This is a genomic window from Enterobacter sp. Tr-810 (assembly GCF_011752765.1).
In the GTDB taxonomy this organism is placed as follows: domain Bacteria; phylum Pseudomonadota; class Gammaproteobacteria; order Enterobacterales; family Enterobacteriaceae; genus Enterobacter; species Enterobacter soli.
Map to the genome: position 1 here is coordinate 297034 of NZ_VWWW01000001.1, position 13066 is coordinate 310099.

General features: G+C 54.3%; 10 protein-coding genes and 1 pseudogene. 3 read left to right on the top strand and 8 right to left on the bottom strand.

All coding sequences use genetic code 11. The features are described 5' to 3' along the window. Positions 1-6: 6 nt before the first annotated feature. The 5 genes and pseudogenes from F3J30_RS01305 to F3J30_RS01330 all read right to left on the bottom strand — a co-directional run bounded on the left by F3J30_RS01305 (position 7) and on the right by F3J30_RS01330 (position 5574). Complete coding sequence (locus F3J30_RS01305; protein WP_166715395.1) at positions 7-516, bottom strand: GNAT family N-acetyltransferase; 510 nt, start codon at positions 514-516, stop codon at positions 7-9. 9 nt (positions 517-525) lie between these two features. Then, positions 526-2788, bottom strand: a pseudogene (locus F3J30_RS22545) (NtaA/DmoA family FMN-dependent monooxygenase). A gap of 16 nt (positions 2789-2804) precedes the next feature. Further along, positions 2805-3926: an amidohydrolase gene (locus F3J30_RS01320; RefSeq protein ID WP_166715398.1), complete on the bottom strand. Its 1122-nt coding sequence runs from the start codon at positions 3924-3926 to the stop codon at positions 2805-2807. Continuing rightward, entirely contained in the window at positions 3923-4924 is a 1002-nt protein-coding gene (locus tag F3J30_RS01325) for an MsnO8 family LLM class oxidoreductase (protein WP_166715399.1), read from the bottom strand. The genes F3J30_RS01320 and F3J30_RS01325 overlap by 4 nt, the downstream gene beginning before the upstream one ends. A gap of 65 nt (positions 4925-4989) precedes the next feature. Continuing rightward, complete coding sequence (locus tag F3J30_RS01330) at positions 4990-5574, bottom strand: adenylate kinase (protein WP_166715400.1); 585 nt, start codon at positions 5572-5574, stop codon at positions 4990-4992. Positions 5575-5923: 349 nt separating this feature from the next. Here F3J30_RS01330 and F3J30_RS01335 point away from each other — a divergent pair, with 349 nt between their 5' ends. Further along, positions 5924-7459, top strand: a complete 1536-nt coding sequence (locus F3J30_RS01335) for a methyl-accepting chemotaxis protein (protein WP_166715401.1) — start codon at positions 5924-5926, stop codon at positions 7457-7459. On the opposite strand, the gene F3J30_RS01340 is transcribed toward F3J30_RS01335, so the two are convergent. Beyond that, entirely contained in the window at positions 7456-7854 is a 399-nt protein-coding gene (locus tag F3J30_RS01340) for a cupin domain-containing protein (RefSeq protein ID WP_166715402.1), read from the bottom strand. The two genes, F3J30_RS01335 and F3J30_RS01340, sit on opposite strands and share 4 nt — an antisense overlap. A 111-nt stretch (positions 7855-7965) precedes the next feature. Between F3J30_RS01340 and F3J30_RS01345 the strand changes: the two genes are divergently transcribed. After that, the gene (locus F3J30_RS01345) at positions 7966-8856 is read left to right on the top strand and encodes a LysR family transcriptional regulator (RefSeq protein ID WP_166715403.1); all 891 of its coding nucleotides are present in this window, start codon (positions 7966-7968) and stop codon (positions 8854-8856) included. A gap of 1 nt (position 8857) precedes the next feature. Here the strand turns inward: F3J30_RS01345 and F3J30_RS01350 are convergent, their stop codons facing one another. Continuing rightward, on the bottom strand, positions 8858-9841 hold the full coding sequence (locus F3J30_RS01350) for an aldo/keto reductase (RefSeq protein ID WP_166715404.1): 984 nt from the start codon (positions 9839-9841) through the stop codon (positions 8858-8860). Positions 9842-10264: 423 nt separating this feature from the next. On the opposite strand from F3J30_RS01350, the gene ansP reads away from it, so the two are divergent. Further along, positions 10265-11761, top strand: a complete 1497-nt coding sequence (ansP, locus tag F3J30_RS01355) for an L-asparagine permease (protein ID WP_014070421.1) — start codon at positions 10265-10267, stop codon at positions 11759-11761. Between the two features lie 97 nt (positions 11762-11858). Here the strand turns inward: ansP and F3J30_RS01360 are convergent, their stop codons facing one another. Further along, positions 11859-12920 carry a YncE family protein gene (locus F3J30_RS01360; RefSeq protein WP_166715405.1) on the bottom strand — a complete coding sequence of 354 codons (1062 nt, stop codon included), beginning with the start codon at positions 12918-12920 and terminating at the stop codon, positions 11859-11861. Between the last annotated feature and the right edge of the window lie 146 nt (positions 12921-13066).

A 13066-nucleotide genomic window follows, 5' to 3' on the forward strand; every position in this document is an offset into this window, starting at 1 on the left:
CGTTCCTCATGCGGTTTTACTGAACGCTTCGCGTACCAGCGTTTTGGTGAATCGCAGCCGCCCGTCAAACGGGGGCTGGCTGTACTCTTCCGGGTCACGGTTAAGATCGAACTGCGGCTGATAGCCCTGGCTGATATAGAGCCTGACAGCCTCCGGCTGACGAAAACCGGTGGTGAGGTAAATCTGGCTGTACCCCGCCAGCACCGCCCTGCGCTCCAGCTCCTGTACCACACGGGCAGCCAGTCCCTGCTGGCGTAGCGCCTTATTGGTCCAGATGCGTTTGATCTCGGCGGTGCGTTCATCAAAGGGTTTGTAGGCCCCGGTGGCGATGATCTCGCCGTCACGCTCCAGCACGATAAACAGACCCTGCGGCGCTAAGTACCACTGCGTCAGTTCCACTTCCGCGTCTTTTGAGAAATAGTCCCCGTAGCGGGCGGCGTATTCGCCGAACAACCCATCAATGATGGGCTGAAGATCGGCGTCTTCCGGCGAAACATCACGAAATAGTTCGCTCATACAGCCTCCTTAGTCACCCAGACCTGCCGGGTTCACTTCTGATTGCGGGATACGCTCAACCCCTTCGCCCCAGCGGTTCAGCACTTTGTCGTAGTCGCCGTTTTTAATCACGCCGTTAAGCGCGGTCTGCACCGGCTCCGCGAGACCACTGCCTTTTTTCAGCGTGACCGCGATATGCGCGGCCTTCGGCCATCCGCCGTCCACGCTGCCCACCAGTTTGGTTTTCCCGGTTAATGCCGCTTTCCAGGCGCCGATCACGTTCGGCCCGAAGAAGGCATCAGCCCGCCCGGACTGAATCGCCAGGGTTTGCGCCGCATCGTCTTTGGTGTACACCGGGGTGAAAGGCTTAAGGCCTTTTTTGAGGTTTTCAGCGTTCCATGCCAGCAGGATCGATTCCTGATTGGTGCCAGAGCCGACAATAATGCGCAGCCCGGCAATATCTTCCGCTTTCTCGATAGACTTAATCGGGCTGGTGGATTTCACGTAGAAGCCCAGCGAGTCTTTCCTGTAAGTCGCAAAATCAAACTTCTCTTTGCGCTCTTTCGTGACGGTGATGTTGCTGATTGCCGCATCGTATTTGCCAGATGCCACGCCCAGCGGCCAGTCTTCCCAGGAGGTTGGCACCACGTTCAGTTCCAGCCCCAGACTGTCGGCCACCAGCCGCGCCACGTCCACTTCACTGCCGAGCAGGGTTTTGTTGTCGTCAGAGAAAACCGTCAGCGGCGGCGAGTTAAGCGCAGCCACCGCCACGGTAAATTTACCCGGCACGGCGAAGCGATAATCTTTTGGCAACTGTGCCACGGCAGCGCTGTTTTTCGCCGTATTGACCGGGGTTTTATTGGCTTCCAGGCTCACACCCGTGCCGTTAATATTCACATTTTCTGCCCAGACGGCAGGGGTAAAGGCCAGCGCAAGCGCCAGAATAAGCGATGTTTTCTGCATAGCGGGTTCTCTTTTATTGTTGTGTAAACTGATTTTCAGGTTGTACTAATCCCAGGCTCTCGCGAAGCGTGGTGCCAGGGTATTCCGTGCGGAAAATACCGCGCGCCTGGAGTACCGGCACGACCTGCTCAACAAAGCGTGGGAAGGTATCCGGCGTGCCGCCCTGAATGATGAATCCGTCAGCAGCAAAACCATCGAACCACGCCTGAAGCCCGTCTGCCACCTGTTCCGGGGTACCGGAGAAGCGCGGGCGCGGCGAGGCGGCTTCCAGCGCCACCTGGCGCAGGGTTAAGTTGCGCTCCCGGGCATTACGCTTAATTTCATCCGTGGTACTGCGGAAACTGTTTTTACCTAAATCGCCAATATCCGGGAAAGGTTCATCGAGCGGATATTGGCTGAAATCATGATGTTCAAAATAACGGCCGAGATAATTCAGGGCGTCTTTAACAGAAACCAGCGCGGCGGTGGTTTGATATTGGTTTTCCACATCATCAGCATCTTTTCCGACAATAACACTGACGCCCTGGAATATATGTAAGTCCGCAGCGAGGCGACCGTTAATTTCCAGCTGTTGTTTCACATCGGAATAAAAGGCTTGCGCCTCTTCTAACGATTCGTGATGGGTAAATATGGCATCCGCATGTTTTGCCGCCAGTTTTTTCCCGTCATCGGAAGCGCCAGCCTGAAATACAATCGGTCGACCTTGTGGCGTGCGACCAATATTCAGCGGCCCGGCGACCTTAAAGAAATCACCGTGGTGATCCAGGGTATGCAGCTTTTCAGAATCAAAGAACTGCCCCGTCTCTTTGTTACGCACAAACGCATCACCTTCCCAGGAGTCCCACAACCCTTTCACCACGTCCAGATATTCATCGGCAATGCGATAACGCAGCGCGTGTTCCGGGTGTTTTTCGCGGGAGAAATTCTTCGCCGAGCCTTCCAGCGGCGAGGTTACCACGTTCCAGCCCGCGCGGCCGTTACTCAGATGATCCAGACTGGCAAACTGGCGCGCCACGGTGAAGGGTTCACTGTACGAGGTGGATAATGTTCCCACCAGCCCCAGACGCGTGGTGATGCTCGCCAGCGCGGATAATACGGTGAGCGGTTCAAATCGATTTAAAAAATGCGGAATGGATTTTTCATTAATATAAAGACCATCGGCGACAAATAAAAAATCGAGCTTACCCTCTTCCGCTTTTAATGCCGTCTCTTTAACGAAATTAAAATTAATACTGGCATCTGCGGCAGCCGCCGGATGACGCCACGCAGACATATTCCCGGATGCACCATGCAATATGGTTCCCAGCCGCAATTGTCGGGTTGCAGACATATTCACCTCTTATTGTTTAAACGTGTTGCAGTGCTTTTTCCGCAAGCTGTGCAAAATAGCGGGCAGCGGGCTCGATTAATGCTTCATCAGGGTTAAATGCCGGATGGTGTAAACCAAAGGGGCTGGCGCTGCCAATACTGACAAATGCGCCCGGAATATGCTGGAGATAAACGGCAAAATCTTCCCCGCCCATATGCAGCTCTGCGTGACGGGTTTCATAACCCGCTTCCCGCGCAACCGAAGTGGCGAATTCCACCCAGCGTTCGTCGTTCACCAGCGCCGTTGGCCCGGCGTACCAGGTAATATCAATCTGGGCGCTAAAAGCGCTGGCAAACCCGGCTGCGATCTCACCTACCCGTGCTTTGACATTTTGCTGCACCTGGGTGCGGTGAGTCCGCAGCGTCCCTTCCAGCTCTACGCTTTCCGGCAGGACATTCCAGGTATTCCCTCCGGCGATACGCGTGACGCTGAGTACCACGGAATCCAGCGTATTAACGTTACGGCTGGCCACGCTTTGCAACGCCGTCACCAACTGGCTGGCCAGCACAATGGCATCATTTCCTTCGTGCGGACGTGCGGCGTGCGCCCCTTTTCCGGTAATGCGAATCACAAACCGGTCGACGTTGGCATAAAACGGCCCGCCGCGGGTGGCGAATTCACCGACCGGCAGCCCTGGCTCGTTATGCATCCCGAAGATGGCGCTGACATCATGTAAGGCCCCGGCGCGCACCATGCTTTTTGCCCCACCAAAATTCTCCTCCGCTGGCTGGAACAGGATCCGTACGCGCCCGTTCAGCGCGTCTTCACGCTCTTTCAGCTTCAGCGCGGCCCCCAGGATCACGCTGGTGTGGATATCGTGTCCGCAGGCGTGCATAACGCCCGCACGCTGTGAGCTAAATGGCACACCGCTGCGCTCCTCGATCGGCAAGGCATCAATATCTGCCCGCAGGGCAATCAACTTTTTACCCGTACCAATTTCTGCCACCAGCCCCGTCGACAGCTCGTAAGGCAGCGGCGTGATGCCTGCGCGGGTTAACCACTGGCGTAAACGGGCGGTGGTTTCCACTTCCTGCCCTGACAGTTCCGGGTTCTGGTGCAGCTCGCGGCGCCAGGCAATCAGTTGTTCACCAAAACTCATGCTGTAACCTCCTTGTTGAGTCGTGCCTGTGCCAGCAGACGCAGGGACTGAATACGCGTTGCGCCATCCGCAACCGGTGTATCAATAATGAATTCGTCAATGCCCCACTGCTGGTGCAGTGCGTTAAGTTGTTCCAGTACCGACTCCGCCGTCCCCGCCAGCAGAGACTGCGCGCGACGGGCAATACGCACCGGCTCGCTCCCGGCCTGACGGGCAAAAGCATAGGCCTGCTCTTCGCTTGCCACGGTCACTCGCTGCCCGTTTGCCAGCTCAACGCCCCACACTTCCACTTTTTGCGCCAGGGAATCGGCCTGGGCCTGCGAAGAGGCAACAATCACCTGTACCGCAACGATGACTTCACGGGCGCTGTTAGCACGCCAGGTTGCAATCACCTCGCGCAGCAGGTCGGGGGCACCGTTCAGGTGCGCGGCAAAGACAAAATGCCAGTCGAGTTTTGCCGCCAACAGCGCGCTTTCGGTACTCGCTCCCAGCAGGAAACCCTGAGCCGGGACCGGTGGCATCGGCGTGGCACGTACAGCATCGTCCTGCGACGGAGTTTCATTGCGTAACCAGCCATCCAGCTGCGTCAGTTGATCGGCAAAACTGCCCTTTTGTTGCGGGTTCTGACCCTGCTGTAACGCACGCGTAGAGAGCGGCAGACCGCCGGGCGCTTTACCGACGCCCAGATCCACACGCCCGGGAGCAATGGCCGCCAGAACGTTGAAGTTTTCCGCCACTTTGTACGGGCTATAATGCTGGAGCATCACGCCACCAGAGCCGACGCGAATGCGCTTTGTTTGCCCGAGGATCCAGGCAATCAACAGCTCCGGCGATGGGCTGGCCAGTTGAGGGGTATTGTGGTGTTCGGCAATCCAGAAGCGGTGATAACCCAGGGTTTCTGCCTGTTGGGCCAGGCTTAAGGTGCGCGCCAGCGCATCGGCGGCCGATTCATTTTCGGCTACAGGGCTTTTATCAAGAATGCTGATTCGCCAGGACATGTTGTTATCTCGTTTGACTTAACATGTCGTCATTATTAAAGGCGGATTTCACCACTGAGAAACAATTAATTTACATTTGGATTGCCGGAAACTGGGAATGCAAAACCCTTTTCATACTGTGCCTTTAGCGAAGCAATCAGCGTTTCCGCGTCCTGTCGCCGGGTGATGCGCACAAAACGGATATGGTCATATTGCGGGTTTCGCATATCAGCTTCGTAACGTTCGCGGTTACTGCGCCAGGTTTTGATTGTCCAGATGATGATGGACTCACGGCTGAAAAACGATCGACGAAAGCTTTCACAATTTCCCGTGCCGGGCCACAGCTCCTGTTTATGCCACGCACGCCTGAATGCCCGGCACACGGCCTGATACAGGGTACGGGCAAAACCGTAATCCACCCACACCACCAGATCCACATTGCGCCACTTAACAGGGCGCGTACGGTTATAGTTGCCGTCTAGCACCCAGTCCTCCGTGGCAGCTAACGTGTTTTCAAGCCTGGACCACAGCGCGTCGTCTTCTGTTCCCTGCCAGTTCGGCCGCCAGTAAAGCTGGTCCATTTCGATATAAGGGATAGCAAACTCGGCGGCGATCCGCCTGGCAAGCGTGCTTTTTCCGCTCCCGCTGGTACCAATTATATTGATTTTCACTCTCCCTCCGGGCCTGTAAGAAGAAAAACTGAGCAAATCATAGCGTTTAAATCCTGTTAATAAAACGCTATTTCGGATTATCAGTTTACCCGGAGAGTCTACGTACCGCTGTTTATTTGGCTTAAGTCATTTATTTGCAGGGGTACGTTATTCTGAACCTGTAAATATTTTCATTTTTATTACACAGCCAAAATTAAACAGGTAAAAAATAGTTAACTTAGGGTGTTCCGAATACCTTTACTTTCAGGGAGAATACGCTCGCTGTAAAACAAAGAATAAAAGTTTATCTCTTGCCTGTGTCTTTATCGGGCGGCTTCTCTTTTACATATACATCACTATGGAGTTACTCATGAGGCGTAACACACCCGTTACACAAAACGAGTATTTACTTAACGAAGGTTCGACGTTAATGTCGACAACCAATACGCATAGTCATATTACCTATGCGAATTCAGCCTTTATTGAAGCCAGTGGATATAAAGAAGAAAATCTTCTGGGTGAACCCCATAATGTTATTCGCCACCCGGATATGCCGGCCGAGGCATTTGGTGACATGTGGTTTACGTTACAGCAGGGAGAGAGCTGGACAGGGCTTGTCAAGAACCGCCGCCACAACGGGGATCACTACTGGGTGCGCGCCAACGTTACGCCGGTTTACCAGAATGACACATTAACCGGTTATATCTCTGTGCGTAATATTCCCGCTCGTGAAGAGATCGAAGCCAGTGAAAAACTCTATGAGAAAGTGCGAAATAACGAATTAAAACATCACCGTTTTTATAAAGGGTTGTTAGTTCGCCGCGGACTTTTCTCTTTTACCTCTGTTTTTAAGCGGCTGAGCATTACCCGACGCGTTAATATCGGCATTACCCTAACCGCCCTGTTCTCTTGTTTACTTTTTCTGATATTACCCAAAGGTATTAGTCAACTGAGTGGCGTAATTCTTCCGTTAATTATCCTGGCATTATACCTTAATGCACAAATATCACGGCCATTAAAAACCATTGTCAGCCAGATGCAGCGCGTGGTTTCCGGGCGCAAAACAGACTATTGCCATTTTGATCGGGTCGACGAAATTGGCCTGATGATGCGACTCGTGAATCAGTCGGGTTTAAACCTGAATTCGCTGGTGGATGATGTTGGTACCCAGATTGGCGGTATCGGCAATATCAGTCAGCAGGTGGCGAAAGAAGGCGCGGCCCTACAGGCGCGTTCCGAAGAGACGGCAGACGATTTGCAGCAAACCGCTGCGGCGGTAGAAGAAATTGCCAGTGCTGTGCAGCAGACGGCAGAAACTGCAAAAGAAGCCATTCAGATGGCGGACCGGACCAGCGCCAGCGCCCACAGCGGCGAAGCGATGATGAAACAGACCATCGGCATGATGCAGTCGGTATCGCAGGATAATAGCCAGATTGTCGATATCATCGGCGTGATTGACCGTATTGCCTTCCAGACCAATATATTGGCACTGAACGCCGCCGTTGAAGCAGCACGCGCGGGTGAAGCCGGGCGCGGTTTTGCGGTCGTGGCGGCTGAGGTACGCAACCTGGCGCAACACTCTGCCACGGCGGCCAAAGAGATCAAAACGCTGATCGAGAAGAACGTCGCCAGCGTGAATAACGGTGTGGAAATGGTTGAACAGACCGAAACGCATCTGACGGTGATGATCGGTAATGTGTTGCAGATGACCTCCCTGATTAAAGAGATCGGCCATGCCACACAGGAACAAACGCAGGCGCTTTCGCTGATTAACGAATCCATCTCTCGTATTGGCGTAATGACCAGCAACAACACCGGGATGGTCGATAATGTCGCCAATGCCGCCAATCACCTGACGCAGCGCACCACGCGTCTGCAACAGGCGATAGCGGTGTTTGGCGGCTAGCTGCTCTGGTACTGCTCGTCGGTGACTTTTTCCATCCACTCGACCGGGCTACCGTTCACCGATTCGGCGATGGCAATATGGGTCATCGCCGTTTGCGCGCTGGCCCCATGCCAGTGTTTCACGCCTGGCGGGATCCACGCGATATCGCCCTGATTCAGCGGCTCTGCCTCTTTACCCCACTCCTGTAACCAGCCGCGCCCCTGAGTCACGATAAGCGTTTGTCCCAGTGGATGTGTGTGCCAGGCGGTACGCGCGCCGGGTTCAAAGGTCACCGTTGCGCCACCCACAGCGGCGGGCTCAGTCGCCTGGAAAGGCGCATCAATACGAACAGTGCCGGTAAACCAGTCTTCCGGACCTCGGATGGAAGGTAACGAACCGCTACGGATAATTTTCATGTTGTACTCCTCGTTTGCTGTTGTGTAACAGTAGCGCAAAGGTGTGTGGAGCATTAGACTGCATAATCAGAAAGGAACCATGAACGTAATTCATGAATCGGGTAACTGACGATGTTAAAAGACAATTTCAACGACCTGCTCTCTTTTATGGTAGTCGCCCGCGAACGCAGTTTTACCCGCGCGGCCGCCCAGTTGGGTGTTTCACAGTCGGCATTGAGCCACGCGATGCGTAATCTGGAGGCGCGGCTGGATGTGCGATTGCTGACCCGCACCACACGGAGCGTTGCACCGACTGAAGCCGGTGAGCAACTCTTCATGCGTCTGAGTCCACACTTGCTGGAAATTGAACAGGAACTTACCGCGCTACGTGACACGCGTGACACGCCCGCCGGAAATATTCGCATCACCGCCGGAGAACACGCCATGACCTGCGTGCTGTGGCCGGTACTAAAACCCTTCATGGAGAAATATCCTGACATCCATGTTGAAGTGACCGTGGATAACGGCCTCACGGACATTGTTGACGGGCGGTTTGATGCCGGTGTGCGCCTGGGTGAGCAGGTCGCCAAAGATATGATTGCCGTACGCATTGCGCCCGATATGCGTATGGCGGTGGTCGGTTCACCGGACTATCTTGCACGCTTTGGTGTTCCGGAAGAGCCAGAGCAGCTTGCGCAGCACAACTGCATCAATATGCGTCTGCCCACGCGGGGAGGCTTATATGCCTGGGAATTTGAACGTGACGGTCGCGAGTTGCGGGTGCGCGTTGAGGGCCAACTGACGCTGAACAACCTGCCACAGCGTATCGATGCCGCAGAGTCGGGTCTTGGCCTGGCGTATGTACCGGACGATACCGTCCAGGAGGCCATCGCTCAGGGACGGTTGATTCAGGTGCTTAAAGAGTGGTGCCCGGCCTTTGACGGCTATCATCTGTACTATCCCAGCCGCCGCCAGCACACCACCGCTTTCGCATTACTTGTCGATGCCTTGCGCAGCGCGTGAATTACTTCCCGACCCGCGCCTGTAAATGCTTCGGATAACGATCGCCCACCACATCAATTTGTTCCAGAGCAGCGTTGATGTGGCTTAACGCTACAGGTGACAACGTCACGCTTTCCGCGCCCAGATTCTCCTCCAGACGGTGAAGTTTGGTCGTGCCCGGGATGGGGACAATCCACGGCGCTTTAGCCAGCAACCAGGCCAGCGCGATTTGCGCAGGTGTTACCCCCTGCTCTGTGGCAAGGCCTTTTACGATATCCACAAGCTGCTGGTTCGCCTGACGAGACTCTTCGCTGAAACGCGGAACAATGTTGCGGAAATCACCGCTTTCAAAAGTGGTTGTGGCGTCAATCGCCCCCGTCAAAAAGCCTTTACCCAGTGGGCTAAAGGGGACAAAACCGATATTCAGTTCTGCCAGTAGTGGCAGGATCTCCTGCTCAGGCTGACGCCACCACAGAGAATATTCACTCTGTAGAGCCGCCACTGGGCACACGGCGTGAGCACGACGGATAGTCCCGACACCCGCTTCCGACAGCCCAAAATGTTTGACCTTGCCTTCGGCAATTAAATCGGCAACGGTGCCTGCCACGTCCTCCACGGGAACGTCCGGGTCAACGCGGTGCTGATAATAAAGGTCGATGTAATCCGTTTTCAGACGTGCCAGTGAGCCTTCGACCGCTGCCCGAATATGTTCCGGGCGACTGTTGAGCACCTGGCCGGGTTGCTCGCAGTCAAAACCAAATTTCGTGGCGATCACAACCTTATCACGCACAGGAGCTAACGCTTCGCCAACCACTTCTTCATTCACAAAAGGACCGTAGATCTCAGCGGTATCGAAGAACGTTACCCCTTTTTCTACCGCTGCACGGATAAGGGAAATGGCCTGCTGCTTATCGGTCGCCGGGCCATAACCAAAGCTCAACCCCATGCACCCCAGCCCTAATGCCGAAACCGTCAATCCATTTTGCCCTAATTGTCGCTGTTGCATCGTTCACCTCACGCGTCTTTTCGAGTGTTTTACTCTAGGCGCATTTTTTTATGAGCACTACAGCGCATATCTGCTTGTCTCTATGAACTCAATTCATCAATACCAACGGGTAACTATTAAGCAAATCTGATGATTAAAGCACCACTACACTTACTGGTTTGCCTGGAAATTCGCCACGATTCAGCGCGTTGTGATCCCCGTCTGCTCTGACCACACAATTTCCTTCGACAGACATCACTTTCGGCGCGGTTATATTTTGCGTCGCTTATCAATTGCGGGTAGGATGCGTCGCCATGTTCGCCTTATCCATACGCAGAAAGACTGGAAAGGCGACATGTGTCTGTGCACAGGCAATCGTTTGTATTGCCACCTGCCAGATACAACTATCACGACAATGGTTCAGACAGGCAAACAGGTAACTCAATGAAAACAAGCAATAAAAGCGCAGCCGATCATCACGCTGCGAAACGTCGCTGGTTGAACTCTCATGAAGAGGGCTACCACAAAGCGATGGGTAACCGTCAGGTTCAAATGATCGCCATCGGCGGCGCTATCGGTACGGGTTTGTTCTTAGGTGCAGGCGCACGTCTGCAAATGGCGGGTCCGGCTCTCGCACTGGTGTATCTGGTGTGCGGCATCTTCTCTTTCTTTATTCTTCGCGCGCTCGGCGAACTGGTTTTACATCGCCCTTCCAGCGGCAGTTTTGTCTCTTATGCCCGTGAATTCCTCGGCGAAAAAGCAGCCTACGTTGCGGGCTGGATGTACTTCGTCAACTGGGCGATGACCGGTATTGTCGATATCACCGCCGTTGCGCTGTATATGCATTACTGGGGGGCGTTTGGTGATGTACCACAGTGGGTGTTTGCCCTTGGCGCCCTGGCCATTGTCGGGACCATGAACATGATCGGTGTGAAGTGGTTCGCCGAAATGGAATTCTGGTTTGCGTTGGTAAAAGTTCTGGCGATTGTGGTGTTCCTGGTGGTCGGTACGGTGTTCCTCGGCAGCGGTAAACCGCTGGATGGTAGTGCCACGGGCTTCCACCTGATAACCGATAACGGCGGTTTCTTCCCGCATGGTCTGCTGCCTGCGCTGGTGCTGGTACAGGGTGTGGTGTTCGCGTTTGCCTCTATCGAGCTGGTCGGTACGGCGGCAGGCGAATGTAAAGATCCGCAGACCATGGTGCCAAAAGCGATTAACAGCGTTATCTGGCGTATTGGTCTGTTCTACGTGGGTTCTGTGGTACTGCTGGTACTGCTTCTGCCGTGGACGGCATACCAGGCAGGTCAGAGCCCGTTTGTGACCTTCTTCTCTAAACTCGGCGTGCCTTATGTTGGCAGCATTATGAACATCGTGGTACTGACCGCGGCGCTCTCAAGCCTGAACTCTGGTCTGTACTCCACCGGCCGTATTTTGCGCTCGATGTCGATGGGTGGCTCTGCACCGAAATTCATGTCGAAAATGAGTAAGCAGCAGGTGCCTTACGCGGGTATTCTCGCCACGCTGGTGGTCTATGTCTTTGGCGTGTTCCTGAACTATCTGGTGCCGTCTCAGGTGTTTGAGATCGTCCTGAACGTGGCTGCACTGGGCATTATCGCCTCCTGGGCCTTTATCGTGGTTTGCCAGATGCGTCTGCGCAAAGCGATTAAAGAAGGTAAAGCCGCAGAAGTCAGCTTTAAGCTGCCTGGCGCGCCGGTAACCTCCTGGCTGACCCTGCTGTTCCTGTTCAGCGTGCTGGTGCTGATGGCGTTCGATTACCCGAACGGCACTTATACCATCGCCACCATTCCACTGCTGGCTGTGCTGCTGATTGCAGGCTGGTTTGGCGTGCGTAAACGCGTTCACGAAATTCACAGCACCGCGCCTGTTCATCCTGATGATGAAAAGCAGGACGGCCCGCTGATTGAAGAGACATCGCGTTAATACCGCATGGCGGTCATGAAAAAAGGGAAGGCATTTAGCCTTCCCTTTTTTTTGCCCGGCGGCGCTACGCTTGCCCGGGCCTACTTTGACATCCGCGTTACAAAACGATACGAATCACGTCGTCCGGCTGTGTCGCTTCCTGTTGACGGGTGGATTTTTGCTTCACCGTCACGTAAAGGGTTTTACCGTCGGCAGAGAGCGCCAGGCTGTTCGGATAGACCGGGGTATCGTACGTTTTAGTGACTTTATAGGTCTTAGTGTCAATTACGCTCACCTTGCCCGCTTCGCGATGTGTGACGTAGGCTTCGTTACGCGCCGGGTTGAACAGCACGGCCAGCGATTCAGGCGCGGCAATTTTCTCGATAACGCTGCCATCTTTCAGGCTAACCACCAACACTTCCGGCTGTTTTGAATCGGTCAGGAATGCGCGCTGTCCGGCAGTGTCCAGGCTCAGATTCAGGTAGAAATGCTCTTTCCCGTCATCCTGCACTTTCTTACGGCTGAGGATTTTATGGGTGGCTGTATCAATCGTCACCAGTTCGCCATCTGCGTTGGTGGTGTACAGGCGTTTGGCCTTCGCATCCAGCGCCAGACCGGTGCTGAACGTACCTGTGTTGGCAATGGTATCTTTCAATTTCAGCGTTGCACCATCAATCACCCAGATAACACTCTCTTTGCCAATCCCGGTGATGTAAACGGTATTGGTGGTGTCATCCGCGACCAGCTGGCGTGGCTGTAACGGTTTCACCGTTTCGCTGCGCTTGCGCTCGTCCAGCACCAGGCGCCCTTTCACCTCACCTGTTTTCGCGTCAATGGCCGTTACCGCGCTGCTGGTGGTATTGCCAAACCACAGCGTCTGGGTGGCGTTATCGATCGTTGCCCCAAACGGTTTGAGATCGTTATGGATCGCTTGCGTCACTTCCAGCGTCACCGGGTCCAGGCGATAAACCACGCCGCCTTTATCGGTTTTACGGCTTAATGTTGTCGCAACCCACAGCGCATTCTCCTGCTGGCTTACGGCCATCTCATATGCGCCCTTGCCGACGGCTTTACGCAGCATCTCTTCGGCGGCATGAACCTGGAAAGTTCCGGCAAAGAGTAAGGAGCCTAACAGCAGAGAACTCCGCAGGCGCGGCGAGCACAGGTGACGTAAAGACATAACAATTCCTTTTTAAAAGAGGTGGTGTACTGCTGACATCGCTTCCGGCAGGCAAAGTCATGGCTTCGCCGTCATATTAATGAGAATAGTAATCATTAATCCGTTGAATGTGGAGTTTTTCTTTCCCAGGCCACCTTTCATTAACG

Bases quoted from the DNA above. Each gene is read 5' to 3' on its own strand.
- F3J30_RS01305 (WP_166715395.1), bottom strand. From the start codon at position 516: ATGAGCGAACTATTTCGTGATGTTTCGCCGGAAGACGCCGATCTTCAG.
- F3J30_RS01320 (WP_166715398.1), bottom strand. From the start codon at position 3,926: ATGAGTTTTGGTGAACAACTGATTGCCTGGCGCCGCGAGCTGCACCAG.
- F3J30_RS01325 (WP_166715399.1), bottom strand. From the start codon at position 4,924: ATGTCCTGGCGAATCAGCATTCTTGATAAAAGCCCTGTAGCCGAAAAT.
- F3J30_RS01335 (WP_166715401.1), top strand. From the start codon at position 5,924: ATGAGGCGTAACACACCCGTTACACAAAACGAGTATTTACTTAACGAA.
- F3J30_RS01340 (WP_166715402.1), bottom strand. From the start codon at position 7,854: ATGAAAATTATCCGTAGCGGTTCGTTACCTTCCATCCGAGGTCCGGAA.
- F3J30_RS01345 (WP_166715403.1), top strand. From the start codon at position 7,966: ATGTTAAAAGACAATTTCAACGACCTGCTCTCTTTTATGGTAGTCGCC.
- F3J30_RS01350 (WP_166715404.1), bottom strand. From the start codon at position 9,841: ATGCAACAGCGACAATTAGGGCAAAATGGATTGACGGTTTCGGCATTA.
- ansP (WP_014070421.1), top strand. From the start codon at position 10,265: ATGAAAACAAGCAATAAAAGCGCAGCCGATCATCACGCTGCGAAACGT.
- F3J30_RS01360 (WP_166715405.1), bottom strand. From the start codon at position 12,920: ATGTCTTTACGTCACCTGTGCTCGCCGCGCCTGCGGAGTTCTCTGCTG.